Source organism: Amycolatopsis sp. MEPSY49, assembly GCF_051337345.1.
Taxonomy (GTDB): domain Bacteria; phylum Actinomycetota; class Actinomycetes; order Mycobacteriales; family Pseudonocardiaceae; genus Amycolatopsis.
Map to the genome: position 1 here is coordinate 291,918 of NZ_JBDLYJ010000002.1, position 24,899 is coordinate 316,816.

At 72.7% G+C, this 24,899-nt stretch carries 23 protein-coding genes; 19 read left to right on the forward strand and 4 right to left on the reverse strand.

Going from position 1 to position 24,899, the window contains the following annotated elements:
* The first annotated feature begins 6 nt into the window (after nucleotides 1–6).
* The 8 genes from ABFJ78_RS10410 to ABFJ78_RS10445 are packed head-to-tail and all read left to right on the forward strand — an operon-like array spanning nucleotide 7 to nucleotide 9,905.
* On the forward strand, nucleotides 7–1,287 hold the full coding sequence (locus ABFJ78_RS10410) for an ABC transporter substrate-binding protein (RefSeq protein ID WP_436385682.1): 1,281 nt from the start codon (nucleotides 7–9) through the stop codon (nucleotides 1,285–1,287).
* Between the two features lie 13 nt (nucleotides 1,288–1,300).
* Nucleotides 1,301–2,455: an ADP-ribosylglycohydrolase family protein gene (locus ABFJ78_RS10415; RefSeq protein WP_436385683.1), complete on the forward strand. Its 1,155-nt coding sequence runs from the start codon at nucleotides 1,301–1,303 to the stop codon at nucleotides 2,453–2,455.
* Complete coding sequence (locus ABFJ78_RS10420; protein WP_436385684.1) at nucleotides 2,452–3,750, forward strand: ADP-ribosylglycohydrolase family protein; 1,299 nt, start codon at nucleotides 2,452–2,454, stop codon at nucleotides 3,748–3,750. The genes ABFJ78_RS10415 and ABFJ78_RS10420 overlap by 4 nt, the downstream gene beginning before the upstream one ends.
* On the forward strand, nucleotides 3,747–4,769 hold the full coding sequence (locus ABFJ78_RS10425; RefSeq protein ID WP_436385685.1) for a ribokinase: 1,023 nt from the start codon (nucleotides 3,747–3,749) through the stop codon (nucleotides 4,767–4,769). Before ABFJ78_RS10420 ends, ABFJ78_RS10425 begins: the two co-directional genes overlap by 4 nt.
* Nucleotides 4,766–6,613 carry a formylglycine-generating enzyme family protein gene (locus ABFJ78_RS10430; protein WP_436385686.1) on the forward strand — a complete coding sequence of 616 codons (1,848 nt, stop codon included), beginning with the start codon at nucleotides 4,766–4,768 and terminating at the stop codon, nucleotides 6,611–6,613. The genes ABFJ78_RS10425 and ABFJ78_RS10430 overlap by 4 nt, the downstream gene beginning before the upstream one ends.
* Entirely contained in the window at nucleotides 6,610–7,818 is a 1,209-nt protein-coding gene (locus ABFJ78_RS10435) for a CaiB/BaiF CoA transferase family protein (RefSeq protein ID WP_436385687.1), read from the forward strand. The genes ABFJ78_RS10430 and ABFJ78_RS10435 overlap by 4 nt, the downstream gene beginning before the upstream one ends.
* Nucleotides 7,815–8,630, forward strand: a complete 816-nt coding sequence (locus tag ABFJ78_RS10440) for an HpcH/HpaI aldolase/citrate lyase family protein (protein WP_436385688.1) — start codon at nucleotides 7,815–7,817, stop codon at nucleotides 8,628–8,630. Before ABFJ78_RS10435 ends, ABFJ78_RS10440 begins: the two co-directional genes overlap by 4 nt.
* Nucleotides 8,631–8,678: 48 nt before the next feature.
* Nucleotides 8,679–9,905, forward strand: coding sequence for a hypothetical protein (locus ABFJ78_RS10445; RefSeq protein WP_436385689.1), 1,227 nt, complete (start codon nucleotides 8,679–8,681; stop codon nucleotides 9,903–9,905).
* On the opposite strand, the gene ABFJ78_RS10450 is transcribed toward ABFJ78_RS10445, so the two are convergent.
* The gene (locus tag ABFJ78_RS10450; RefSeq protein WP_436385690.1) at nucleotides 9,902–10,873 is read right to left on the reverse strand and encodes a DUF5937 family protein; all 972 of its coding nucleotides are present in this window, start codon (nucleotides 10,871–10,873) and stop codon (nucleotides 9,902–9,904) included. The genes ABFJ78_RS10445 and ABFJ78_RS10450 overlap by 4 nt on opposite strands.
* Nucleotides 10,874–10,941: 68 nt before the next feature.
* Between ABFJ78_RS10450 and ABFJ78_RS10455 the strand changes: the two genes are divergently transcribed.
* The gene (locus ABFJ78_RS10455; protein ID WP_436385691.1) at nucleotides 10,942–12,147 is read left to right on the forward strand and encodes an MFS transporter; all 1,206 of its coding nucleotides are present in this window, start codon (nucleotides 10,942–10,944) and stop codon (nucleotides 12,145–12,147) included.
* Here ABFJ78_RS10455 and ABFJ78_RS10460 read toward each other — a convergent pair.
* The 3 genes from ABFJ78_RS10460 to ABFJ78_RS10470 all read right to left on the reverse strand — a co-directional run bounded on the left by ABFJ78_RS10460 (nucleotide 12,132) and on the right by ABFJ78_RS10470 (nucleotide 14,167).
* Nucleotides 12,132–13,442, reverse strand: coding sequence for a jacalin-like lectin (locus tag ABFJ78_RS10460; RefSeq protein ID WP_436386749.1), 1,311 nt, complete (start codon nucleotides 13,440–13,442; stop codon nucleotides 12,132–12,134). The genes ABFJ78_RS10455 and ABFJ78_RS10460 overlap by 16 nt on opposite strands.
* Nucleotides 13,443–13,547: 105 nt before the next feature.
* The gene (locus tag ABFJ78_RS10465; RefSeq protein WP_436385692.1) at nucleotides 13,548–13,748 is read right to left on the reverse strand and encodes a hypothetical protein; all 201 of its coding nucleotides are present in this window, start codon (nucleotides 13,746–13,748) and stop codon (nucleotides 13,548–13,550) included.
* Nucleotides 13,749–13,750: 2 nt separating this feature from the next.
* Nucleotides 13,751–14,167 (reverse strand): DUF6010 family protein, encoded by a 417-nt coding sequence (locus ABFJ78_RS10470; protein ID WP_436385693.1) that lies wholly within the window; start codon nucleotides 14,165–14,167, stop codon nucleotides 13,751–13,753.
* A 125-nt stretch (nucleotides 14,168–14,292) separates the two neighbouring features.
* On the opposite strand from ABFJ78_RS10470, the gene ABFJ78_RS10475 reads away from it, so the two are divergent.
* From ABFJ78_RS10475 to ABFJ78_RS10520, 10 genes are all read left to right on the forward strand, one after another.
* The gene (locus ABFJ78_RS10475) at nucleotides 14,293–14,943 is read left to right on the forward strand and encodes a TetR/AcrR family transcriptional regulator (RefSeq protein ID WP_436385694.1); all 651 of its coding nucleotides are present in this window, start codon (nucleotides 14,293–14,295) and stop codon (nucleotides 14,941–14,943) included.
* Between the two features lie 244 nt (nucleotides 14,944–15,187).
* Nucleotides 15,188–16,660: an amidohydrolase family protein gene (locus ABFJ78_RS10480; RefSeq protein WP_436385695.1), complete on the forward strand. Its 1,473-nt coding sequence runs from the start codon at nucleotides 15,188–15,190 to the stop codon at nucleotides 16,658–16,660.
* Nucleotides 16,657–17,778, forward strand: coding sequence for a M20 family metallopeptidase (locus tag ABFJ78_RS10485; protein WP_436385696.1), 1,122 nt, complete (start codon nucleotides 16,657–16,659; stop codon nucleotides 17,776–17,778). The genes ABFJ78_RS10480 and ABFJ78_RS10485 overlap by 4 nt, the downstream gene beginning before the upstream one ends.
* A gap of 32 nt (nucleotides 17,779–17,810) precedes the next feature.
* The gene (locus tag ABFJ78_RS10490) at nucleotides 17,811–18,695 is read left to right on the forward strand and encodes a GNAT family N-acetyltransferase (protein ID WP_436385697.1); all 885 of its coding nucleotides are present in this window, start codon (nucleotides 17,811–17,813) and stop codon (nucleotides 18,693–18,695) included.
* Nucleotides 18,692–19,798 (forward strand): o-succinylbenzoate synthase, encoded by a 1,107-nt coding sequence (gene menC, locus ABFJ78_RS10495; RefSeq protein WP_436385698.1) that lies wholly within the window; start codon nucleotides 18,692–18,694, stop codon nucleotides 19,796–19,798. The genes ABFJ78_RS10490 and menC overlap by 4 nt, the downstream gene beginning before the upstream one ends.
* Nucleotides 19,795–19,947, forward strand: a complete 153-nt coding sequence (locus tag ABFJ78_RS10500) for a hypothetical protein (protein ID WP_436385699.1) — start codon at nucleotides 19,795–19,797, stop codon at nucleotides 19,945–19,947. The genes menC and ABFJ78_RS10500 overlap by 4 nt, the downstream gene beginning before the upstream one ends.
* 118 nt (nucleotides 19,948–20,065) lie before the next feature.
* The gene (locus ABFJ78_RS10505; protein ID WP_436385700.1) at nucleotides 20,066–21,445 is read left to right on the forward strand and encodes a serine hydrolase domain-containing protein; all 1,380 of its coding nucleotides are present in this window, start codon (nucleotides 20,066–20,068) and stop codon (nucleotides 21,443–21,445) included.
* Nucleotides 21,442–22,332 carry a serine hydrolase gene (locus ABFJ78_RS10510; RefSeq protein ID WP_436385701.1) on the forward strand — a complete coding sequence of 297 codons (891 nt, stop codon included), beginning with the start codon at nucleotides 21,442–21,444 and terminating at the stop codon, nucleotides 22,330–22,332. The genes ABFJ78_RS10505 and ABFJ78_RS10510 overlap by 4 nt, the downstream gene beginning before the upstream one ends.
* Nucleotides 22,329–23,918 (forward strand): ABC transporter substrate-binding protein, encoded by a 1,590-nt coding sequence (locus ABFJ78_RS10515; RefSeq protein ID WP_436385702.1) that lies wholly within the window; start codon nucleotides 22,329–22,331, stop codon nucleotides 23,916–23,918. Before ABFJ78_RS10510 ends, ABFJ78_RS10515 begins: the two co-directional genes overlap by 4 nt.
* Nucleotides 23,915–24,895 carry an ABC transporter permease gene (locus tag ABFJ78_RS10520; RefSeq protein WP_436385703.1) on the forward strand — a complete coding sequence of 327 codons (981 nt, stop codon included), beginning with the start codon at nucleotides 23,915–23,917 and terminating at the stop codon, nucleotides 24,893–24,895. Before ABFJ78_RS10515 ends, ABFJ78_RS10520 begins: the two co-directional genes overlap by 4 nt.
* The last annotated feature ends 4 nt before the right edge of the window (nucleotides 24,896–24,899 follow it).

Genomic DNA, 24,899 nt, shown 5'->3' on the forward strand with positions numbered 1-24,899 from the left:
CGGTCGATGAAGACACGACGCATGATCGCCGCCGCCGCACTGACGGTCGCCGGCCTGCTGCTCACCGCGTGCGGGAGCGGCGGAAGCGGGGAGGGCGGGAACGGGCCCGTCACCCTCACCTTCCAGTCCCTGTCGGACCAGCCCGCCGCCATCGCCGCGACGCAGAAGATCGTCGGCGACTGGAACAAGGCGCACCCGGACGTGCAGGTCAAGATCGTCCAGGCGGGCTGGGACGGCGTCTACGACAAGCTGATCACCCAGTTCAACGCGGGCACCGCGCCGGACATCGTGCACTACGAGGCGGCCGGCATCGCGCCCTTCGCCACCGACGGCTACCTCGCGGACCTGTCGCAGTACCTGCCGGAGGCCAAGCGCGCGGACATCCCCAAGGGCGTTCTGGACTCGGTGACCGTCGACGGCAAGGTGATCGCCGTCCCGACCGAGCTGCAGTCCTATGTGGTCTTCGCGAACAAGACCCAGCTGCAGCAGGCGGGCGTCACGATCCCGACAGGCGCCACGATGTCCTGGGACCAGCTGCGCGACATCGCGAAGGCGACCACGAAGGACGGCAAGTTCGGTCTCGGCTGGGGCCTGTCGAGCCCGACGGCGGCGTTCGTCGCCCTCGCTCCCGGCTTCGGCGGCAAGTACTTCGAAGGCACCGGTGACAGCGCGAAGCTGACCGTCGGCCAAGGCGAGCAGGCGCTGCCGCAGCTCGTCGACGCGATGGCGCACCAGGACCACTCGATCCTCCCGGTCACGCTGACGCAGTCGGGCACCAAGGCGCTCGCGCCGTTCTACGCGGGCCAGGTCGCGATGACCGTGCAGGGGTCCTACCAGGCGGCCAACATCGCGAAGGACGCGCCGAAGGGCTTCGACTGGGTCGTGCTGCCGCCGCTGGCCGGCTCGGCCGGGCCCGCGCAGGCGGCCAACCCGCAGACGCTGTCGGTCAACAAGGACTCCGGCCACGTCAAGGAAGCCGCGGAGTTCGTCGACTTCTTCACCAGCACCGAAAACCTCGCCGCCATCAACGAGGCCGACGCGCTGATCCCGCCGACGACGTCCGCGCGGCAGACGCTGACCACCAAGCTCGGCGGGAAGAACGGCTGGAAGGAAATCCTCGCCTCGGGCGAGTACCTGACCTCGGCCCCCTACCTGTTCGCCGGCAAGTACGCGCAGTGGAAGGACACCGTCGCGACCCCGGCGTACCAGCAGTTCCTCGGGCAGAAAATCGACGCCGCCGGCCTCGCGAAGCAGCTCGAGGACGGCTGGAAGAGCGTCAGCAAGTGACAGGAGCGAATTGGTGACCTGGCTTGAAGACCGGGCCGTCGCGGTGATCACCGGTGCGGCCGTCGGGGACGCCCTCGGCGGCGCCACCGAAGGGTGGACGCCCGAGCAGATCGAAGAACGGCACGGCGGCCGGGTGACCGGCGTCGTCGGACCGTGGTACCCGGACTGGCGGACCGCGCGGCCCATCGCGCCGTACCACAAGGGCGACGGGCACATCACCGACGACACCCTCATGACGCGGGCGCTCGTCGAGGTGTACGCGAAGCGCCGCGCGCACCTCGACGCGTACGCGATGGCCGAGGACCTGGTGCCGCTCATGATCGGCGAGCCGCGCTGGGTGCCGGAGCTGGAGTCGACCGCGTTGCTGCTGCAGCGGGTCTTCCTGGCGGAGAAGTGGATCGTCGCGAGACTCCACTACGGCCACGTCGACCCGCGGGAGGCCGGCGTGGGCAACGTCGTCAACTGCGGCGCGGCGATGTACGTGGCTCCGGTGGGCGTCGTCAACGCGGGTGATCCGCGGGCGGCCTACGCCGAGGCGATCGACCTCACCGGCGCGCACCAGTCCAGCTACGGCCGGGAAGCGGCGGGCGTGCTGGCCGCGATGGTGGCGGCCGGCGTCGCTCCCGGCGCGTCGCTCGACGACGTCGTCAAGGCCGCGTTGGACGTGGCCCACGACGGGACCGCGGCGGCGTTGCGCGCGGTCGTGGAGACCTTCGGTGGCCGGTCCGTTCCCCCGGCCACCGACGGGGAAGAACGCGCGCTGGCGGCTCTCGTCCGCGAGACCGTCGCGCCGTTCGACTCGGTCGGGCCGCACTACCGGGAGATGTCGATGGACGCGCGGCGCCCGTCGCGGACCAAGTCGATCGAGGAGCTGCCGGCCGCGCTGGCGTTCGTGCTCGCGCACCGGGGTGACTTCCGGGGCGCGGTGCTCGCCGCCGTCAACTACGGCCGGGACGCCGACTCGATCGCGGTGATGGCGGGCGCCTTGTGCGCCGCCCTCGGCGGGACGGCGGTCGTGCCCGCCGAGTGGGTCGACGCGATCGGCGACGCGAGCCGGATGGACCTGCGGGAGACCGGGCGGCTGCTGGCCTCGGCGGCCGCGGACATCCTGAAGGCCGATCGCGAGCGGGCCGCGGCCCGGGCCGAGTTCCTGGAGGCGACGGCGTGAGGCTCACCTGGGCCCAGCCGGAGGACCTGCTCCCGCACGAGCTGGTGCAGTCGGCCGCCGAAGGCAAGGACGTCACGGCCGTGCGGGAGCGGTGGATCGCGGCGGGCGGTTCGCCGGTGCCGGCCGTGAGCGGCGCGGGCCCGGCGGCCGCCGAGTTGCGGCCCTTGGCGCGGGAACTGCTGGACTCGCTGGGCGCGCCTCTCGCCGATCCGTCTTGGGAGGCGCTGGACCTGCCTGCGGTGGCGTCGCTGCCGCGTGGGTCGCGGGGGCGCGAACTGGCCGCGTGGACCGGCCGGGCCGCGGGCTGCCTGCTCGGCAAGCCGGTGGAGAAGATCCCGCGGGAGGGTATCGAGGAGATCCTGCGGGCGACCGGCCGCTGGCCGTTGACCGGGTGGTTCACCGCGGTCGGCTTGCCTTCTGATGTCGCTTCGCGGTGGCCGTGGAACCGCCGGTCGGCGCCGACGTCGCTGGAGGAGAACATCGACGGGATGCCCGAGGACGACGACCTCAACTACCCGATGCTCGCGTTGTCGTTGCTGGAGGAGCACGGCCGTTCGTTCACGACGGAGGACGTGGCGCAGCTGTGGCTGGACAACCTGCCGGCCGGGCGGGTGTTCACGGCGGAGCGCGCGGCGTACCGGAACCTCCTGGACGCCCGGGTTGTCCCCGAGACGGCGACTCACCACAACCCGTTCCGCGAGTGGATCGGCGCGCTGATCCGCGCGGACGTGTTCGGCTGGGTTTCCCCGGGCGACGTCCTTTCGGCGGCCCGGCTGGCCTGGACGGACGCACGCCTGAGCCACACGCGCAACGGGGTGTACGGCGCGATGTGGGCGGCGGCGCTGGCATCGGCGGCGATGGTGTGCGACACGGTGGACGAGGTGCTCGACGCGGCCTCGACGGTGCTCCCGGTCGGCTGTGAACTGGCGACGGCGGTCCACTTCGGACGCTCGGCGGCCTCGTCGGGGGATGTCGCGAGTGGACTCGACCGGTTGCACGAGGCATACGGGCACCTGCATTGGGTGCACGTGCTCAACAACGCGGCGGTGATCGCCTACGCGCTGGCGGCGGGTGGCGGGGACTTCGGACGGAGTGTGTCGATCGCGGTGACGGCGGGCTGGGACACGGACTCCGCGGCCGCGACGGTCGGGGGAGTGGTCGGCGCGGTGAGCGGAGTGGACGAGTACTGGAGCAAGCCTCTGGACGGGCGGATCGCGACGTCGCTGCCGGGAGGCGAGCGGCGGATCGCGGACTTGGCGGCCCGCACGGCGGCGCTGGCGGCGGTGGAGCGATGACCGACCGCCCAGTGCGCGAAGACCCGGCAGACGACCCTGCTCCCGGTGGCCCGGCTCCCGCCGCCGACCGTGCGGCACCCGACGATCGGCAGGCCGGCGGCTCGCCCGTTGGCGAAGGCCGCGCCGTGCCCGCCGACCCGGCTCCCGCTGCCGGCCGCGTGGTCGTCGTCGGGTCGGCCAATGTGGACCTTGCCGTCGATGTCCCCAGGCCGCCCAAAGCCGGGGAAACCGTCCTCGGCGACCGGCTCCGCCGCAGCCCCGGCGGCAAAGGCGCGAACCAAGCCGTCGCCGCCGCGCTCGCCGGCGGCGCCGACACCACCTTCGTCGGCGCCCTCGGCGAGGACGAAGGCGCAGACCTGCTCCTCGTCTCCCTCGGCGGCGCCGGCGTCCGGACGGATCTCGTCGAACGCGCCGACGCACCCACCGGCACCGCCTTCATCACCGTCGCCCCCGACGGCGAGAACGCCATCGTCGTCGCCCCCGGTGCGAACGACCGCGTCAAGATCGGCGCGGCCCAGGCCGGCCGGATCGGCGAGGCCGATGTCGTGCTCGCCCAGCTGGAGATCCCGCTCGACGTGGTGGCGGCGGCAGCCGCGGCCAGGAGACCGCAGGCCCTGATGATCCTCAACGCCGCGCCGTCGCGGGAACTCCCGGACTCGCTCTGGGAGGTGCTCGACCTCCTCGTCGTCAACGAACACGAGGCCGCCGACCTCGCCGGCGAACCCGAGAAACTGCTCGAGCGCGTGTCCGCCGTGGTCGTCACCCTCGGCGGCGAAGGATGCGTTGTCCTGCAGAAGGACCGCGCGCCCGTGCGGATCCCCGGCCTCCGCGTCGACGTGGTCGACACCACCGGCGCCGGTGACACCTTCTGCGGCGTGCTCGCGGCCGCGCTCGCGCAGGGCGAAGAACTTCCCGTGGCCGCAAGACGGGCCACCGTCGCCGGCGCGCTCGCCGTCACCAAACCCGGCGCCCAAGCCGCCGTCCCCACCGCCGACGAGGTCGCAGGAAAGACATCATGACCTACCAGTTCGACCCGCTCGTCCCGCGGCCGATCGACGAGCCCACCGAGGTCCGCGGCCCGCTGGCCGGCCTCGACGACGCCAAGATCTTCGCCGCCCCCGCCGACCCCGCGGATCGCCCGGCGTGGCGCGCGAAACTCCGTGAGTGGCGCGAAGACGCCCGGAGCCGGCACGGCTACACGGGCGCGGCCTACGACCGTCCACAATCGACTTGGGCCGCGACCTGCTACACCGTCGCCCAGGTCTGGCTCTGGGACGAACTGCTCTACGACTTCGCCGAGCGCCGCTTCACCCCGGACCGCTTCCTCACCGACGCCCGCGAGCGCTTCGGCGGCCTCGACGCCGTCGTGCTCTGGCACGCCTACCCGGTCATCGGCCTCGACGACCGCAACCAGTGGGACTTCTACCGCGACGTCCCCGGGCTCACCGACCTCATCGAAACCCTGCACGCCGAAGGACTCCACGTCTTCGTCGACTACAACCCCTGGGACGTCGGCACCCGCCGGGGCGACGACGACCTGACCGAGCTGGCCGCCCTCGTCAAGGGCCTGAAGGCGGACGGCGTCTTCCTCGACACGCTCAAGAAGGCCGAGCCGGACTTCGTCGACCGCCTGGAAGCCGCCCGGCCCGGCATCGTCCTCGAAGGCGAGTCCAAGCTGCCGGTCGAGCGGATCGAAGACCACACGGCGTCGTGGGCCCAGTTCTTCGCCGACTCGCCCGTTCCCGGCGTGCTGCGCGCCCACTGGTACGAGCGCCGGCACATGCAGCACCACGTCCGCCGCTGGCACCGCGACCACAGCGAAGAGCTCCAGTCCGCCTGGCTCAACGGCGTCGGCGTCATGGTCTGGGAAGTCGTCTTCGGCGTGTGGGTCGGCTGGTCGCCGCGCGACGCCGCGACCGTCCGCCGCATGGTCACGCTCCAGCGCGCGGCCAAGGATCTGCTCCTGGACGGCGAATGGACACCGCTGGCCGAACTCCCGGCCGAGGCCGAAGCCGTGGGTGTGTACGCGTCCAAGTGGGAGCTGGACGGCCGGACACTGTGGACACTCGTCAACCGCGGCGACACCGACTACCACGGCCCGCTGCCCGGCACGGACCTCTTCGACGGAGTACCGGCTCGCGGGATCGGCGCCGCCGTCGAGGGATGGCTGCCGGACCTCCCGCCGTTGCCCCACGACCCGGATGCCCGGTTCCCGCACCGGATCGCGAAGCGAGTAAGTCCACCGAGGACTACCGGAAAGCCCGACGACGACGTCGTCACAGTCCCCAGAGGACCGTACGTGCTGACCGTCCGCTACCGCGCGCGCGAGACCGGCATGTACCAGGGAGCGCCCTATGTGGACGAATGGAAGCCCCTGCCGCCGCGCCTGCACGACGCCCGTACCCTGCAGCGCGAAGGCGAACTGACCTCGGCGGTCGCGGTAGCGGCCGCCGAAGTGACCAACGCGCAGTTCGCGGAGTTCGTGGCCGCCACCGGCCACGACTGGACTCCGAAGGGCGCCCCGGACGAGCCCGTCACCCACGTCGACCTCGACGACGCCCGTGCGTACTGCGCGTGGCGCGGCGGCCGCCTCCCCACGGAAGACGAATGGCAGCTGGCGGGGGACAGGCTCCGCCGCGGCACCCCTGCCGTCTGGAACTGGACCGAGAGCGAACACTCCGACGGCCGCACGCGGTTCGTGATGCTCAAGGGCGGCAGCGACTACCGCGCCGAAGGCTCCGAGTGGTACGTCGAAGGCGGCGTCAAGGACCCGGACTACACCGTGAAGCTCCTCTTGCCCGGCCTGGGGCTCGCCCGGAGCTCGACGGTCGGCTTCCGCTGCGCGTGGGAGGTGCCGGCATGACGGTCTCGCGTGACCCCTCGGCCGGGGCGCTGGCCGGGCTGCGCGTCGTCGACGCGTCCACGCTCTTCGCCGGCCCGATGGCCGCGATGCACCTGGGCGACATGGGCGCCGACGTCATCAAGGTCGAGCACCCGCGCAAGCCCGACCCGTCGCGGACCCACGGCGCCGCGAAGGACGGCGTCAACCTGTGGTGGAAGACCCTGGGCCGCAACAAGCGCACGGTGACCGCCGACCTCGGCAGCGAAGGCGGCCGCGAGGTGTTCCTCGCGCTGGCCACCACCGCCGACGTCGTGATCGAGAACTTCCGCCCGGGCACCCTCGAACGCTGGGGGCTCGGCTACGACGAGCTGGCGAGCTGGAACCCGGAGCTCGTGCTCGCCCGCGTCACCGGGTTCGGACAGGTCGGCCCGTACCGGTCGCGGCCCGGCTTCGGCACGCTCGCCGAGGCGATGAGCGGGTTCGCGGCGACCACCGGGGAGCCGGACGGGCCGCCGACGCTGCCGCCGTTCGGGCTCGCCGACGGCGTCGCCTCGCTGGCCACGGCGTACGCGATCATGGTCGCGCTGGCCGCGCGGGCGAACACCGGCCGCGGCCAGGTCGTCGACACCGCGATCATCGAGCCGATGCTGGCCATGCTCGGCCCGCAGATCACGCGCTGGGACCAGCTGCGCACCGTCCAGCCGCGCACCGGCAACCGGTCGACGAACAACGCGCCGCGCAACACCTACCGGACCGCCGACGGCCAGTGGGTCGCGGTGTCCACGTCGGCCCAGTCGATCGCCGAGCGCGTGGTCCGGATGGTCGGCCGGCCGGACCTGGTGGACGAGCCGTGGTTCGCGAGCGGAGCCGAGCGGGCCCGGCACGCCGACGAGCTCGACGAAGCCGTCGGCAAGTGGATCGGGCAGCGGACGCGCGACGAAGTCGTGGCCGCGTTCGAGCAGGCCCAGGCGGCGGTCGCGCCGATCTACGACGCCGCCGACATCGTCGCGGACCCGCAGTTCCGCGCGCTGGGCACGATCCACGAGATCGACGACGCCGAGCTCGGTCCGATGCTGATGCAGGGGCCGCTGTTCCGGCTGTCCGGGCACGAGGGCGTCATCGGCTTCACCGGCCGTCCGCACGGTGCCGACACCGACGCCGTCCTGGCCGAGCTGGGGTTTTCGCCCGAACGGATCGCCGAACTGCGCGAGCGGGGTGCGGTGTGACCCCGCCGCTGACGTTCCTCTACACGCCGGCCGACCGCCCGGACCGGGTGGCCAAGGCCCTGAACTCGGCCGCCGACGTCGTGCTCGTCGACCTCGAGGACGCGGTCGCTCCGGCCCGCAAGGACGAAGCCCGGGACAACGCCGTGCGGCTGCTGGCCGACGTGGCGAGGCCGGTGCAGGTGCGCGTCAACCACCCGAGCACGCCGTGGCACGACGCCGATCTCGCGGCGGTCGCGCGCCTGCCGCTCCCGGTCGGCGTGCGGCTGCCGAAGGTCGAGACACCGGAGGAGGTCCTGGCGGTCGAGGCGGTGCTGCCGGGCCGGGCGCTGCACCCGCTGATCGAGTCGGCGCTCGGCGTCGAACGGGCCCTGGCGATAGCGACGGCGTCGCCGCGAATCGCCTCGATCGGGCTCGGCGAGGCCGACCTGCGGTCGGACCTCGGCGTGGCCGACGACGCCGGCCTGACGTGGACGCGCAGCCGCGTGATCGTCGCGGCCCGGGCGGCCCGGCTCGCGCCGCCGGCGATGTCCGCTTACGCGAACGTCCGTGACCTCGACGGGCTCGCGGCGTCGTGCCGGGCGGGCCGCGCGCTCGGCTTCCGCGGCCGCACCGCGATCCACCCGGTCCAGCTGGAGACGATCCGGGCGGCGTTCCTGCCGACGCGTGAAGAGGTCTCGCGGGCCCGCGAGGTCATCGCGCGGGTCGCCGGCGCGACGGCCGCCGGGGTCGGCGCGATCGCGTTGCCGGACGGCACCTTCCTCGACGTCGCCATGGTCGAGCAGGCGCGGACGGTGCTGTCGCTGGCCGACTAGTACGGGCGTTGTACGAAATTTGGATCCGCGTCTGGCGCACTGTCGCCCATGCGAATCCGAAAAGCCCTCCTCCTCGCGCTGGCCGTGGCGGCCGGCGCGCTGGCGCTGCCCGGGACGGCCAGCGCCGCCTACAGCGACCCGCTCACCACGACGACCAAGCAGAACCTCGTCTGGCACGCCACGCCGGCCGCCGCGCTGACGGCGCTCGACAACGCGCTGCCGAACGTCAGCCTCAACACCGTCGTCAACGACCCCAGCTACGCGATGACCGGCTGCACCACCGCCGAGAAGGCCGCGCTGCCCAAGGCACCGGTGGCCACGAAGTCGCTGTGCTGGGACTCCGAACGCGCGGGCAGCACGACCTGGGTTCCGCAGGGCATCACGACCTCCGGCGACGCCGACGACGACGGCCTGTGGGGCGCGGACAAGATCATCCTGTCGGGCTGGCACGGCACCGACGCGCTCGGCCGCTACAACGACGCGCGGATCCAGGCCGTCAACTACAACGACCCCGCGTCGGCCGCGCACCGGATGATGTACCTGGCCGTGCCGAACAGCACCGGCAGCAGCTTCTCCGCCGCGCAGGCGCACATGGGCGGGATGGCCTGGTACGGCGACAAGATCTACGTCACCGCGGAGGGCAACACCTCCACCGCGATCCGGGTGTTCAGCACGAAGCACATCCTGCAGCTGACCGACACGACGTCCAACGCGATCGGCAAGACCTCGGGCGGGTATGCGGCGTACACGTACAAGTACGCGATGATGCAGGTCGGCTACTACACCTACGCCGGCGGCACGTGCAGCATGGCGTCCGACACCGGGGTGCCGTGCTTCTCCTCCCTGTCGCTGGACCGCAGCACGACCCCGGCGTCGATCGTGACGACGGAGTACTTCTCCGACCAGAGCCTGCACGGCCGTCTTTACCGCTTCCCGATGGGCGCGGACTACCTGCTGACCGGCACCGCGTCCGAGGCGTTCCGCAGCTACGTGGGCAACATGCAGGGCGTGCTGTCCCACGACGGCAAGTGGTACGTGGCCCACAGCTCGGCGACGATCAACGGTCAGCTCTGGGCCCAGACGACGGCGGCGAGCACGTCCGCGACCTGCGGCTCCACGACCGCGTGCTGGGCGATCCACCCGGAGGCGCTGACGTACGACTGGTCGACGGGCCTGGTGTGGTCGCAGTCGGAGTGGTCGACCGCGGACTGCGCGGCGAAGGACCAGGTCTGCGGCCGCTCGGTGTTCGCGGTGCCGCTGACTTCGCTGGGCTAGCCGCCGAGGAGGGACGTTCCGAGCGCCGTGATCAGGTACAGCACCTGGCGCCCGGAACGTTCCCGTTCCACCAAGCCGTTCTCGCGCAACACGTTCAGGTGCTGCGACACCGCGCTGGGCGTCACGCCGAGCGCGCGGGCCAGCTCGGTCGTGGTGGCGGGGGAGCGGAGGGCTTCGAGGAGCCCGGCCCGCGCCCGGCCGAGCAGCCGGACGGTGCCGCTCGACAGGGAGCGCGTTCCCGCCGTCCACAGGGCGCCGCGGCCGCGGGCCGGGTAGCGGACCGTCGTCTGGGTGGACGTGCTCCGCTTGACCAGGACGTGGGGGCAGCCGAGCGCCACGGGGACGAGGACGAGCCCGCCGGGGCCGAGGTGCACCGGGCCGCGGTCGCCGGTCAGCAGCAGCCGGCCGGCGCGCCACTCCAGTTCCGGGTGCAGGCCGTCGAACAGCTTCGCGGCGCCGCCCGTGGCGAGTGCCCGGGCGCGGTGGGCGACGTCGGCGTCGAGGACGGCCCGCAGCCGCGGCCAGTGCGGGGCGATCAGGCGGTCGTGCGCCTCGCGCAGTTCGTCGGCGATCGCCTCCAGCCCCGCCGCCGGCCGCTCGGCGAGTTCGGCGGTCGTCCCGGACAGTTCCGTGCCGAAAACCCGGGCGAGACTGCGCCGGACCTGCCGCGCGGTGGTCCGCCGCAGCGCGGCCAGATCGTCCTCTATGGACGGACCGGAGCCGCGCGGCGCGGGGACCAGGAACTCCGGCCAGTTGGGCCGGTCGCTCACGATCAGCGGCCACGTCCACGGCAGGTCCAGTGGTACGCGGGCGAGTTCGTCCGCCGCCCACCGCAGCCACGGCAGTGCGCTCGCCTGCCGCTCGCGGCCGCCCAGCTGCTGCAGGCACGCGACCGTCTCCGACAGCGGGGAAATCGCGACGCGGGTCGCCGCCAGCTCCGCGACGTCGAGTTCGATCGTCAGGACCATGACCCCGAGTATGTAGCACCGCGCTAAAGGGTGTCCCGGTTCCGGTGCGGCCCGCAGGGTTTCCGGCCATGACCTTGCCGAAAGCGTTTCGGCGGCTGTGGTGGGCGACCGGCATCGACAACCTCGGCACCGGCGCGTTCACCGCGGCGGTGCCGCTCCTGACCGTCACGGTGACCCGCGACCCGAGGCTCGTGTCGCTCGTCTCGGCCGCGGCCTACCTGCCGTGGCTGCTGCTGTCCCTGCCCGCCGGGGCACTGGCCGACCGCCACGAGCGCGCCGGCCTGATGTGGCGCGCGCAGGCGGTGCAGGCCGCACTGGTCGCCGTGACCGCCGTCCTGGCCGCGTGCGGCGCGGCCTGGGTGCCGATCCTCGTCGTCACGGCGTTCGGGCTGGGCGCGGGGGAGGTCGTCTTCACGATGGCGGCCCAGGCGATCCTGCCGGACCTGGTCGCGCCGCCCCTGCTGCCGCGCGCCAACGGCCGTCAGCAAGCCGTCACGACGATCACCGAGCAGTTCGCCGGCCCGCCGCTGGGCAGCCTGCTGTTCGGCGTCGCGGCGGCGCTGCCGTTCGCGCTCGACGCCCTTTCGTTCGCGTTCTCCGCCGTGCTGGTGGCGACGCTGCCCCGGCGGACCCACGTCGTCCGGACGCGCTCCGCCGTCCGCGAGGGTTTGTCGTGGCTCTGGCGGCACCGGCTGCTGCGTACGCTGGCGATCCTGGTGGGCGTCAACACCTTCTGCGGGCAGCTCGCCGCCGCGACGCTGGTGCTGCTCGCCACCGAAGTCGTGCACCTCGACGCGGGCGGCTACGGCCTGCTGCTCGCCGGGGCGGCGCTCGGCAGCGTCCTCGGCGGCCTGGTCAACGCGCGTGTCGTGGCCCGGATCGGGGCCCGGGCGGCGCTCCTCACCGCGCTCGCGGCCAACGTCGGCGCGTTCGCGGGCGCCGGCCTGAGCCGCGAACCCGTCGTGCTCGGCGGTTTCCTCGCCGTGACCGGCTTCGTGACGACGCTGTGGAACATCGTCACGGTGGGCCTTCGCCAGCAGCTCGTGCCGGCCGCGCTGCTGGGCCGGGTCACGAGCGCGTACCGGCTGCTCGGCTGGGGCCTGATCCCGGTGGGCACCCTGGCCGGCGGGCTGGTCGCCCATCAGCTGGGGCTGCGGGCGCCGTACCTCGTGGCGGCCGCCGTGCGCGGGATCGCCCTGCTGGCGGTGCTGCCGATCCTGGTGCGGTCGCTGAGTAGTCCGTTGTGGACGTACGCCGGTCAGCGGCGCGTGTAGATCAGGCCCAGCTGGTCGACCTCGTCGCCCGCCCGGCCGTGGAAGCCCGCGATCTGCCACCCGTCCGGAGCGGTCGCCGTGGTGCAGTCCGATGTCCTCGTGCCGCCCGCCAGCGTGCCGCCGCGGTTCGTCGTGAAGCGGACGGAAAAGATCCGCGTGTGCCCGTTGTAACTACCGCGGCACAACTCGGCGGACACCGCGTACTCGCCGTCGGCCAGCTGGTAACTCCGTGCCGTACCGCCGCTTCCACCGTGGCCGAAGGAGCTGCCGTCGGCGAGCGTCAAGCCGATCCGGTCGACCCGGCTGCCCGCGCTCACCGTCAGCGTCGTGGCGCGGGCGGCCGGCGGGACACGGTCCAGGTCGGTGAACGGCGTGCCGTGCGGGCCGCCGAAGCGGTCGCTCAGCCGGAACGCGGGGTCGGCCGACCAGCTGAACCGGACGGTCACCGGGTCGTGGTCCGACAGCATCGCCCCCGACGCGTCGAGGAACGCGTTGTGCTCGTTGTTGTAGTACGTCGCGTCCAGGGAGAACTGCTTGCTGCCGCGGTAGAGCACCTTGTCGACGATCTCGCAGGCGTTGGTGACCGCGCTTTCGTCGCACACCAGGGGATCGCTGCCCGCCGCGGGCGGGACGCCGCCGCGTTCGAGCCGGACCCACGCGTCCGTCAGGCCGTTGTCGGCGGCGAACGCCCGGATCGTGTCGGCGGCCCGCGTGTAGCGCGTGTTGGTGTCGCCCATGACGACCACTGCGTTGCCGGCCGAATGCGTGGCGATGTACGCCGTGAGCTGGCGCAGGTTCGCCGCGCGGGACGCGAGGTCGCCGTCGCTGGTGCCCGCGTTCGTGTGGATGTTGTACGCGTCGACGTAGACGCCCTCGGCGAGCCGCAGCCGCGTGAACGTGAAGCCCTTCGGCGTCAGGCAGTCGCCGGAGTCGAACTGGCACGACTCCCAGCGGACGCGTTCCAGCTCGTCGAACGGCACGGACGACAGGCTGTTCAGGCCGCTGCCGAACCCGGCGCCGCCGCTCGTCGGCGTCCGGTACGGGTGGGCGTCGGCCGCGTAGAGGTTGGCGTGGTAGTTGAAGTCCTCCTGGACGTGCACCACGTCGTACGGGCCGAGGCGCTGCCCGATCGCGGTCGTGCTCGGCGCGCGCGGGGTGGGCGCGCTCGAGATGCCTTCGGGCAGCCCGGCGACGTTGTAGGTCAGCACGCTGAAGGTGCCGCCGGCGGCGGCGGGGAGCGTGGTGGCGGCGAGCCCGGACGCGGCCAGCAGGGCCGTCGCGAAGGCGGTGAACACTCTGCGCAAGGCGGTGTTCCTTCCGTGGCGGGGGAGCGGGAACAGCCGGCAGGATCGTGAAGGATTCTCACGTTAGCCGCTTGTTCGCGCTCACACAACCGCCCCTCAGCCCCCGGGGTGACCGCACGCGTAGACCGGCTCCGACGCCAGCCGGACGCACGCCGGGCAGGTGTTCACCGGCCGGTCGCGGCGGCCGTAGTACGGGTGCCGGGCACCGCACAGCGCGACGAGCACTTCGCCCGGTTGCGGGTCGGGGTGGCACCGCGGGCAGAAGGCGTGCGCGGCGCGTTCGACGTCGGTGCTCATGCTCACCCGAGTACCCGCGGCTCCGGCGCGCCAACCCGCCGGGCCCGGTGCCACACCGACCGGCCGCCGGTGAAGCACCAGATCGCGATGACCGGGTCGCAGAAGGCGCAGCCGAACGACGAGTCGTGCGCGAACGGCAGGATCGGCTGGCCCTTGAGGTGGTGGACGACGTCCCAGCCGGTGTGCAGCAGCCAGCCGATGCCGATGAACGTCCAGGAGTCGAGCCCGCGGAAGGCGACGTACGTCATGACCGCGCAGAACAGCAGTTCCCACGGCCCGAGCGCGCCGCCGGAGAGGTAGGCCGCGCCCGCGCCGCCGACCATGACGGCGTTGAACTTCCGCCGGTGCGGCTCGGCGATGAGGGAGTTGAGCACGACGTAGAGAAGGCCGATCAGGATCGGCGCGAGCACTGCGATCATGATCGACCACGCTAGGAACGCGGCACCCGGACGGCCAGTGGCTGTTCTGCCACGGTCCGCCGATTTCTCGCCAGCGCGGCGGCTCCGTAAGGTGGGGGGCCAGTGGATGATCAGGTGGTTCCGAAATGAACGTGAAGGCGGCCCGCGCGAGTGCGACGCGGGAAAGCATCCTGGTGACGGCGGAGCGGCTGTTCGCCGAGCACGGGGTGCAGGTGGTGTCCAACCGGCACATCAGCGAGGCTGCCGGGCAGGGCAACAACGCCGCGGTCAACTACCACTTCGGCACGAAGGTCGATCTAGTGCGCGCGATCGTCCGCCGGCACGCCGAGCGCATGGAGCGGCTGCGGGCGGAGCTCGTCGAGGCGATCGACGGCGACGGCGACCTGCGCGCCTGGGTGGCCTGCCTGGTCCTCCCGAGCACGATGTACCTGCGCGAGCTGGGCGCCCCGACGTGGTTCGCCCGGTTCAGCGCCCAGGTGATGACCGACCCGGCGCTGCGGGAGATCATCGCCGAGGAGTCGCTGTCGTCCCCGGCGCTGGCCCGCGCGGTCGAGGGGCTGAACCGCTGCCTCGACGGCCTGGCGCCGGACGTCCGCGCGGAGCGCAGTGACATGGCCCGCCAGCTGATGATCCACATGGTGGCCGAGCGCGAGCGGGCGCTGGCGGAGGGCACGCCGACCCCGCGCGCGACGTGGGACGACGCGGGGACGGGGCTGATCGACGCGATCACCGGCCTCCTCCTGGCCCCGGTGACCCCGGTTCGTCCGCCCGGCTGAACCGCGCCGCGCGGTGATCTCCCCGGGCCGGCTTGCACCGGTGCCGGTGGGAGCCCGCGGCTGCCCCTCCCACTCCGGCCGGCTTCCGGAGCCGTTCACTTCTCGGCCGGTGACCACGCCTGCCTCAGTGACCCCGTTCGTCCGCCCGGCTGAACCCCGCCGCCCCGATTCGTCGCCGCGGACGAACGGCCCCGCCGGAAATCCTCCTAACGTCGCCGGGAAGCGACCACGAGGAGGCGGACGGGTGCACACACTTCTGCGGGGCGGCCGGGTCGTGGACCCCGGGAGCGGGTTCGACGGCGTCGCCGACGTCCTGCTGAACGACGGCACGGTCGAAGCCGTCGGCCCCGGCCTTCGGGCGCCCGAGGCCATCGAAGTAGACGTGGAAGGGCTCGTCGTCGGGCCCGGGTTCGTCGACCTGCACAGCCACGTGCACTCCGTCGCCGGGCAGCGGCTGCAGGCCATGGACGGCGTCACCACCGCCCTCGACCTCGAAGCCGGCCTGATGCCGATCGAGCGTGCCTACGCCGAAGCCGCGAAAGCCGGACGTCCGCTGCACTACGGCTTTTCGGCGTCCTGGGGCGCCGCCCGGGCGCAGGTCCTCGCGAACATCGCGCCCGACGCGAGCATCGACAGCGGCCTCGCGATCCTCGGGAACCCGCAGTGGCAACGGAGTTCCTCGAAGAAGGAACTCGCAGCCTGGCTCGCGCTGCTCGAAGGCGAACTGGCACAAGGAGCCCTCGGCATCGGCATCCTCATGGGCTACGCGCCCGCCACGGATCCCGGCGAGTTCCTGGCCGTCGCGCACCTCGCCGCGAAGGCCGGCGTGCCGACCTACACCCACGTCCGCGAGCTGGTCGAGGTCGATCCCGCCATCCCGGTCGACGGCTCCGTGGAAATCGTCGCCGCCGCGGGGGAGACCGGGGCCGCGATGCACCACTGCCACGTCAACAGCACCTCCGGCCACCACATCGACCGCGTGCTCGCCACGCTCGAAACCGCCCGGAGCGAGGGTTCGCGTGTCACCGTCGAGGCCTACCCCTACGGCGCGGGCAGCACGGCCGTCGGCGCCGCCTTCATCGAGCCGGACCGCCTGCGGCTCAAGGGGTTGAAGCCGTCGAGCGTCGTCATCCTGGAGACGGGGGAGCGGGTGCGCGACGAAGCCCGCTTACGGCAGCTGCGAAAAGAAGACCCTGGCGCGCCCTGCCTGCTCGAGTTCCTCGACGAGGCCGACCCCCGCGACCGCGGACTGCTCCACCAGGCGCTCGCCTTCCCCGACGCCGTGGTGGCCAGCGACGCGATGCCGGTCTACTGGAAGGACGGCCGCACCGAGAGCACCGAGTGGCCGCTGCCCCCGGGCGGCACGACGCACCCGCGGACCGCGGGCACCTTCGCGAAGACCCTGCGCCTGATGGTCCGCGAAACCGGCGCGTGGAGCTGGCTCGAAGCGTTCCGCCGGTGCTCCTACCTGCCCTCGCGGCTCCTCGACGACGTCGCGCCCGCCGCGCGCCGCAAGGGCCACCTCGGTACCGGCGCCGACGCCGACCTGGTCGTCCTCGACCCCGCCGCGATCACCGACACCGCGACCTACACCGACCCGACCCGTCCGTCGGCCGGCGTCCGGCACCTCTACGTCGCCGGGGTCCCCGTGGTCCGCGACGGAACCCTGAACACCGACGCGCTGCCCGGCAAGCCGTTGCGGGGTGAGCCGCGGTGATCGACGACATCGAGGCGCTCGTCCGGTGCGAATCGCCTTCGGCCGACCACGAAGCCGTCGCGCGCAGTGCCGAGGTCGTCGCCGGGATCGGCCGCCGCCTGCTCGGCGTCGAGCCCGAACGGATCGTCACCGACGGCTGCACGCACCTGCGCTGGCGGTTCGGCGACGGTGACCCGCGCGTCCTGCTGCTCGGCCACCACGACACCGTGTGGCCGCTGGGGACCCTGCGCACGCACCCCTTCGAAGTCCGCGACGGGATCCTGCGCGGACCCGGCTGCTTCGACATGAAGGCCGGGGTCGTGATGGCCCTGCACGCCGCCGCCGCGCTGCCCGACCGCGACGGCCTTTCGATCCTCGTCACCGGCGACGAGGAAATCGGCTCGCCGCGCTCCCGCACCCTGATCGAGGAGGAAGCCAAGAGCTGCCACGCGGTCTTCGTGCTCGAAGCCTCGGCCGACGGCGGCGCGCTGAAGACGCGCCGCAAAGGCGTTTCCCTGTACCGCGTCGAGGTCGAAGGCCGCGCCGCGCACGCCGGGCTCGAGCCGGAAAAGGGCGTCAACGCGGGCATCGAGGTCGCCCACCAGATCCTCGCGATCGCCGCGCTCGCCGACCCCGGCCTGGGCACCACCGTCGTGCCGACCGCGCTGACGGCCGGGACGACGACGAACACCGTCCCGGCCAAGGCAAGCGTCGCCGTCGACGTGCGGGTGTGGGACGCCGCCGAACAAGAACGCGTCGACCGCGCCATCAGAAGCCTCGCACCGGTGCACGAAGACGCCCGGATCCACATCGCCGGCGGCATCAACCGCGCGCCGCTGGACGCCGGAGCGTCGTCGGAGCTGTTCGCGCTCGCGAACGAACTCGCGGCCGGGACGCTCACCGAGGCCGCGGTCGGCGGCGCGTCGGACGGCAATTTCACCGCGGGACTGGGCATTCCGACCCTCGACGGCCTGGGCGCGGTCGGCGGCGGCGCCCACGCCGACGACGAGCACGTCGTCGTCGCCGAGCTGCCCCGCCGCACCGCGCTGCTGACCGCGCTCACCGAAACCGTGCTGGCGCAACGGAGTTCGTCCGCGCCGACGAACGCGCGGGGTGAAACCGGTGCGGGGCAACGGTGACCGGCGGCCGCTCTCCGGCGAGGATCGGAGACGTGACAGAAGTCGTGACGAACACAGCCCCGCCGCTGCGGGACGAGGCGGCCGCCGCGGCGACCGCCGCCGCCACGGCCTCGGGGGTCGAAGTCCGGACCCTGGCCGAGGTCGCCGACCTGACCGCCGTGACCCGGCTCTTCGAGTCGATCTGGCGCCCGGCACCGGGAAACCAGCCCGTGACGTCCGAGCTGCTGCGGGCCATGGTCTCGGCGGGCAATTACGTCGCCGGCGCCTTCGACGGGCCCGAACTGCTCGGCGCCTGCTTCGGGTTCTTCGGCGGGCCGGCGAAGGGGGGACTGCACAGCCACATCGCCGGTGTCGCCACCGCCGGGCACGGCCGTGGCATCGGCTTCGCGCTCAAGCTGCACCAGCGCGCGTGGGCGCTGCGCCAGGACGTCCCGGTGATCTCGTGGACGTTCGACCCGCTGGTGCGCCGCAACGCCCACTTCAACCTGACCAAGCTCGCCGCCCGCCCGGAGCAGTACCTGCCCGACTTCTACGGCCCCATGAACGACGGCATCAACGGCGCCGGCGACACCGACCGGATCATGGCCGTCTGGGACCTGGCGAGCCCGGCCGTGCGGTCGGCCGCCGAGGGCGCACCCGCGCCCTTCGACGCGGCGGCGCTGAGAAGCCAGGGCGCCGCGGTCGCGCTGGCGCCGGACTCCGGCGGCGGACCGGTCACCGGACCCGCCGACGCGCCGCTCGTGCTCGTCGCCGTGCCGGCGGACATCGAGGCGCTGCGGCGCACCGATCCGGGGCGGGGCCGGGCGTGGCGGGTGGCGCTGCGGGAGGTGCTCGGCGGCCTGCTCGCCGACGGCGCCTCGGTCATCGGATTCGATCGGGCCGGCTGGTACGTCGTCGCGAAGGAGCAGTCGTCGTGAAACTCACCGGGGTGGAACTGCTGCGCGTCCGGATGCCCTTGGTGGCACCGTTCCGGACGTCGTTCGGCACGCAGGCGCAGCGCGAACTCCTGCTCCTGCGCGCGGTGACGTCCGAAGGCGAGGGCTGGGGCGAGTGCGGCGCGATGGTCGACCCGCTCTACTCGTCGGAGTACGTCGATGGCGTCGAGCACGTCCTGCGGACCTTCCTCGTGCCCGCGCTGCTCGCCGCCGACGACCTCACCGCGAACAAGGTCGCGCCGCTGCTGGCGAAGTTCAAGGGCCACCGGATGGCCAAGGCCGCGCTGGAGATGGCGGTGCTCGACGCCGAGCTGCGCGCGCACGGCGTGTCCTTCGCGACCGCGCTGGGGTCCACAAAGGACTCGGTGCCGTGCGGGGTGTCGGTCGGCATCATGGAGACGATCCCGCACCTGCTGGACGTCGTCGGCGGCTACCTGGACGCCGGGTACGTGCGGATCAAGCTGAAGATCGAGCCGGGCTGGGACGTCGAGCCGGTGCGCGCGGTCCGCGAGCGCTTCGGCGACGACATCCTGCTGCAGGTCGACGCGAACACCGCGTACACGCTCTCGGACGTGCCGCAGCTGCAGCGGCTCGACCCCTTCGAACTGCTGCTGATCGAGCAGCCCCTCGAAGAGGAGGACGTGCTCGGCCACGCCGAGCTCGCCAAGCACATCCGGACGCCGATCTGCCTGGACGAGTCCGTCGTCTCCGCGCGCTCGGCCGCCGACGCGATCAAGCTCGGCGCCTGCCGGATCGTCAACATCAAGCCGAGCCGCGTCGGCGGGTACCTGGAGGCGCGGCGGGTGCACGACGTCTGCGCCGCGCACGGCGTCCCGGTGTGGTGCGGCGGGATGATCGAGACCGGCCTCGGCCGGGCGGCCAACGTCGCTTTGGCGTCGTTGCCCGGCTTCACCCTGCCGGGCGACACCTCGGCGTCGGACCGGTTCTACACGAGCGACATCACCGAGCCGTTCGTCCTCGAAGGCGGCCGGCTGCCGGTGCCGTCCGGGCCCGGTCTCGGGGTCACGCCGATCCCGGAGCGGCTGGCCGAGGTCACCACCGCCAAGTCCTGGCTGGCGTCGTGACCACAGTGGACGCGGTGGCCGCGCGGGTCCGGGAGTACGCGCTCAAGGCGGCGGTCGTCACGTCGAAGGCGCGGGTCCGGGTCGCGGTGGCGTACGCGGCGGTGCGCGCCGCGCCGTTCCGGCGGTTCCGGCCGCGCGATCCGCGATGATTCGTCCCCCGCGATGAAAGTTCCGCCGGGTCTCGTCGAATTCGACGAATCGGCCGCCCCGGTCCCCGCCCTAGCATCCCCGCAACGCCGGTTCCCCACCGTCGGACGAGAGGCAACCATGTCGAAACTGACCGAACTCGCCGCCTGGCTCGAAAGCCGGTTCCCCGCCGTCCTGGCCGAGCACGACGTGCCCGGCGCGGCCGTGGCCGTGTACGCCGGTGGTGAGATCATCGACCACGCGGCCGGGGTGCTCAACAAGGGCACCGGCGTCGAGGCCGACGCCGACTCGCTGTTCCAGATCGGGTCGATCACCAAGATCTGGACGACCACGCTGGCCCTGCAGCTCGCCGACGAGGGCCTGCTCGACCTCGGCCAGCCGGTGCGCAAGTACCTGCCGGAGTTCAAGATCGCCGACAATGTTGCAGCCGCCAATATCACCGTCCGGCAGCTGATGTGCCACACCTCCGGCTTCGAGGGCGACATCTTCACCGACACCGGCCGCGGCGCCGACTGCGTCGAGAAGTACGTCGCCACCCTCGGCGACGTCCCGCAGCTGTTCGCGCCCGGCGAGATGTTCTCCTACAACAACGCCGCCTTCTGCGTGCTCGGCCGGGTCGTGGAAGTGCTGCGCGGCAAGTCCTACAACGACTGCCTGGCCGACCACCTGTTCGTCCCCTTGGGACTGACGCACGCCGCGGCCAGCCCGTACGAGGCGATCCGCTTCCGGGCCGCGCTCGGCCACCTCACGCCCGAGCCCGGTGCCGACCCGCAGCCCGCCGGCGTCTGGGCGCTGGCGGCGTCCAACGCCCCGGCCGGCTCGATGCTCGCCATGCGCGCGCGTGACCTCGTGACGTTCGCGGGCATGCACCTGCGCGACGGCGAAGGCCCGGAGGACACCCGCGTGCTCAGCGCGGAAAGTGCCCGCGCGATGCGGGAACGCGTCGTGGAGCTGCCCGACCTCGGCCTGATGGGCGACGCGTGGGGCCTCGGCTGGTCGCTGTCCGAGGGCGGCGCGGTCGTCGGCCACGACGGCGGCACGATCGGCCAGTCGGCCTTCCTGCGCCTCGCGCCCGAGCACGGTGTCGCCGTCGCGCTGCTGACCAACGGCGGCAACCCGATCGCCGTCTACCACGAAGTCGTCGGCCACCTGCTGAAGGAGCTGACCGGCATCCAGCTCACCGCGCCGCCGGTGCCCGACCCGGCCGCGCCGCGGATCGACGCCACCCGGTACGTCGGCGAGTACTCGTCGTCCGTCGCGGACATCACGGTCAGCCAGGACGACGACGGCCGCGTCTGGGTCGAGCGCGTCCCGAAGGGGATCTTCGCGGAGCTGGCCAAGCCGGAGAAGACCGAGCTGGTCGCGATGAACGGCGACACGCTGATCCTGGCCGAGCCGATGCAGGGGATGTACCTGCCGCACGCCTTCGTCGGCGACGACGGCACCGGCCGCGCGCTGTACCTGCACACCGGCCGCGCCGACCGGCGGGTGAGCGCGTGAGCAAGGTCGAACGGCGGATCGCGGACGCCTTCCTGGCGGCCGGCGCGCGGGGTTTCCTGCACGCGCGGGAGATCGGCGGCGGAGGCGAGGTGGCGGTCGGCGCCGACGACCCGGTGGTGCTCGCGTCGGTGTTCAAGATCCCGGTCGCCGTCGCCTACGCCCGCGAGGTCGTCGCCGGCCGGCTGGACGAGACCGAGCGCACCCGCGTCGGAAAGCGTTACCGCATCGGCGGGATCGGCACCGCGGGCTGCGCGGACGACGTCGAAATGAGCTGGCGCGACCTCGCGCTGTTCATGCTGACCATGAGCGACAACGCGGCCACCGACGTCATCTACCACCGCGTCGGCCAGGAAGCCGTCGACCGCGTCCTCGCCGACCTGGACCTGCGCCGCACCCGGCTGATCGGCTGCTGCGAGGACCTCTTCGCGTCGGTGCTGGCGGATCTCGGCGCGGGCGAGGACGCCGACCTCGACGCCGTGTTCGCCGGGGCGACGCCCGAGCAGACGTGGAAGCTCGCGGTGCTCGACCCGGAGCGGACGACGGCGTCGACGCCCCGCGAGGTCACGACGCTGCTCGAAGCGATCTGGACCGACCGCGCCGGCGACCCGGCCGCGTGCGAGCGGGTGCGCACGATCATGGCGCAGCAGATCTGGCCGCACCGGATCTCGTCCGGCTTCGGCTCCGACGTCACCATCGCGGCCAAGACCGGGACGCTCCCGGCGGTCCGCAACGAAGCGGGCGTCGTGTCCTACCCCGACGGCCGCCGGTTCGCCGTCGCCGTCTTCACCCGCGCGGACTCCCTCGCCGAGCGCCAGCCCGCCGTCGACGCCGCGATCGGCAAGGCCGCCCGCCTCGCCGTGGACCACCTCCGGAAGGAAACACCATGACCAGGACTCGGACGGCGGGGGTCGTGCTCGGGGTGCTCGCGCTCACCGCGACCGCCTGCGGGGGATCGGGCGGCGGCACCGCGGCCGGGGACGGGACTCCCGTGGACGGCAAGACGTTCAGCCTCGGCGTCGGTTCCGACCCCGGCAGCCTCGACCCGCACATGACGGTGCTTTCGGTGGCCCTCCAGGTCGACCGGTTCCTCTACGACACGCTGCTGAACCTCGACGACGCCGGCAAGCCGGTCGCCGGGCTGGCCGCGAAGTGGGAGGCGTCGACGACGACCGCGTCCTTCACGCTGCGCCCGGGCCTCACCTGCGCGGACGGCAGCCCGCTGACCGCCGCCGACGTCGCGGCCAACATCAACTTCATCGGCGACCCGGCGAACAAGTCGCCCATCGCCGGGCTGTACATCGCGCCCGGCACCAAGGCGACCGCGGACGCGGCCGGCACGATCAGCGTCACCAGCGGGAAGCCGGACGCGTTCCTGGCCCGCAACGTCGGGGGAGTGCCGATCGTCTGCGCCAAGGGGCTCGCCGACCGGAAGCTGCTCGCCAAGGGCGAAGCCGGCACCGGGATGTTCACCGTCAGCGAGGCCGTGCCCAACGACCACTACACGTTCACCCGCCGCAAGGACTACACGTGGGGCCCGGGCGACTGGAAGGCCGAAACCGGCCTGCCGGAGAAGGTTGTCGTCCGGGTCATCCCGAACACGACGACCGCCACGAACCTGCTGCTGTCCGGCGAGCTGAACGCGGCCCAGATCAACGGGCCGGACCGGCAGCGGCTGGAGGCGCGCAAGCTCTTCCACACCGACTTCACGGCCCCGATGGGGGAAATCTTCTACAACCAGGCCGCGGGCCGGCCCGGCCAGGACGAAGCCGTCCGCCGCGCGCTCACCCAGGCCCTCGATCTCCCGCAGCTCGGCAAGGTCCTGACCAGCGACGCCGGCCGGCCGTCGAAGGGCATGATCACCAACGAGCCCGCGGTGTGCCCCGGCGACACCGTCACCGGGAACCTGCCGGCCCACGACCCGGCCGCGGCGGCGTCCGCGCTGGACGCCGCGGGCTGGGCGAAGGGGGCCGACGGCGTCCGCGCCAAGGACGGCAAGAAGCTTTCCCTGACCGTCCTCTACGGCACCCAGCTCGGCCCGACGATGGCGCCGACCGCGGAACTGGTGCAGCAGCAGTGGAAGTCCCTCGGCGCCGAAGTCACCCTCAAGGCGGTCGACAGCCCCGGCCTCAGCCAGGTCCTGTTCGGCACCGGCGAGTGGGAGGTCTCCCTCGGCCCGGTCGGGTTCTCGCTGCCGAGCCAGCTGGTGCCGTTCGTCTCCGGCCCGGCCGCGCCCGACGGGACGAACTTCGCCCACATCAGCAATCCCGGGTACGACCAGGCGGCGCAGCAGGCCGCTTCGAAGCCCGGCGACGCCAGCTGCGCGGACTGGAACGCGGCGGAGACCGCGCTGGTCAAGCGGGTGGACGCGGTGCCGTACTTCGACTCCGTCGTCCCGTTCTACGCCAGTGGCGCGAAGTTCGCCCTCAGCCAGGGCAGCCTGACGCCGACCTCGATCCGGATGTTCGCGAAATGACCACGGCGGCGGCGCCCGCCGGCCTGCGGGGCAACCCGTGGCCGGCGTTCGCCGCGCGGCGGCTGGCCCGGTTCGCCGTCTCGCTGTGGGCGTTGCTCACCGCGGCGTTCCTGATGATCCACCTGGTCCCCGGCGACCCGGTGCGCGCTTCGCTCGGCATGACCGCGCCCGCCGAGCTGGTGGCGGCGAAACGGGCCGAGCTCGGCCTGGACGACCCGTTGTGGGTGCAGTACGGGCACTACGTGCGCGGCCTGTTCACCGGTGATTTCGGGACGTCGATGGCGAGCGGCCAGCCGGTGGCGCAGGTGATCGGCGACCGGCTGCCCTCGACGTTGCAGCTGGCGGTGCTCGCCTTCGCGGTCGTGGTGGCCGTGGCGGTCCCGCTCGGCGTCTGCTTCGCGGTGCTCACCCGCGGCGGCCGGCGCCGGGGCGCGGAACTGGGCTTCACGTCGGTGAGCGTGTTCCTGGCCGCCATCCCGGAGTTCCTGATCGGGGTCGGGCTGGTCGCGCTGCTCGCCGTCGGCCTCGGCTGGTTCCCGGTGGCGGGCACCGACGACGCGAGTTCGTACGTCCTGCCGGTCGCGGCACTGGCGATCGGGCCGGCGGCGGTGCTGTCCCGGATCATCCGCGTCGAGCTGCTTTCCGTGCTGGGCGCCGACTTCGTCCGCACCGCGCGGGCGAAGCGGCTGCCCGCGCGGCTGGTCTACGTCCGGCACGCGCTGCCGAACGCCCTCACCGCGACGCTCACCCTGGGCGGGCTGATGCTGACCGCGATGGTCGCGGGCACGGTCCTGGTGGAGAACGTGTTCGCCTGGCCCGGCCTCGGCTCGACGATCGTGCAGTCGATCGTCACGAAGGACTACCCGCTGGTGCAGGGGATCGTGCTGGTCTACGGCGTCGGCGTGCTGCTGGTCAACCTGCTGGTCGACGTCGTGCTCGGGCTGCTCGACCCCCGCTCGGCGATTCGGGAGGCCTGAGAAG

Coding starts and splice junctions, on each gene's coding strand:
- ABFJ78_RS10425 (WP_436385685.1), top strand. CDS start 3,747: ATGACCGACCGCCCAGTGCGCGAAGACCCGGCAGACGACCCTGCTCCC.
- ABFJ78_RS10470 (WP_436385693.1), bottom strand. CDS start 14,167: ATGATCGCAGTGCTCGCGCCGATCCTGATCGGCCTTCTCTACGTCGTG.
- ABFJ78_RS10475 (WP_436385694.1), top strand. CDS start 14,293: ATGAACGTGAAGGCGGCCCGCGCGAGTGCGACGCGGGAAAGCATCCTG.
- ABFJ78_RS10455 (WP_436385691.1), top strand. CDS start 10,942: ATGACCTTGCCGAAAGCGTTTCGGCGGCTGTGGTGGGCGACCGGCATC.
- ABFJ78_RS10515 (WP_436385702.1), top strand. CDS start 22,329: ATGACCAGGACTCGGACGGCGGGGGTCGTGCTCGGGGTGCTCGCGCTC.
- ABFJ78_RS10445 (WP_436385689.1), top strand. CDS start 8,679: ATGCGAATCCGAAAAGCCCTCCTCCTCGCGCTGGCCGTGGCGGCCGGC.
- ABFJ78_RS10505 (WP_436385700.1), top strand. CDS start 20,066: ATGTCGAAACTGACCGAACTCGCCGCCTGGCTCGAAAGCCGGTTCCCC.
- ABFJ78_RS10435 (WP_436385687.1), top strand. CDS start 6,610: ATGACGGTCTCGCGTGACCCCTCGGCCGGGGCGCTGGCCGGGCTGCGC.
- ABFJ78_RS10520 (WP_436385703.1), top strand. CDS start 23,915: ATGACCACGGCGGCGGCGCCCGCCGGCCTGCGGGGCAACCCGTGGCCG.
- ABFJ78_RS10465 (WP_436385692.1), bottom strand. CDS start 13,748: ATGAGCACCGACGTCGAACGCGCCGCGCACGCCTTCTGCCCGCGGTGC.
- ABFJ78_RS10450 (WP_436385690.1), bottom strand. CDS start 10,873: ATGGTCCTGACGATCGAACTCGACGTCGCGGAGCTGGCGGCGACCCGC.
- ABFJ78_RS10430 (WP_436385686.1), top strand. CDS start 4,766: ATGACCTACCAGTTCGACCCGCTCGTCCCGCGGCCGATCGACGAGCCC.
- ABFJ78_RS10410 (WP_436385682.1), top strand. CDS start 7: ATGAAGACACGACGCATGATCGCCGCCGCCGCACTGACGGTCGCCGGC.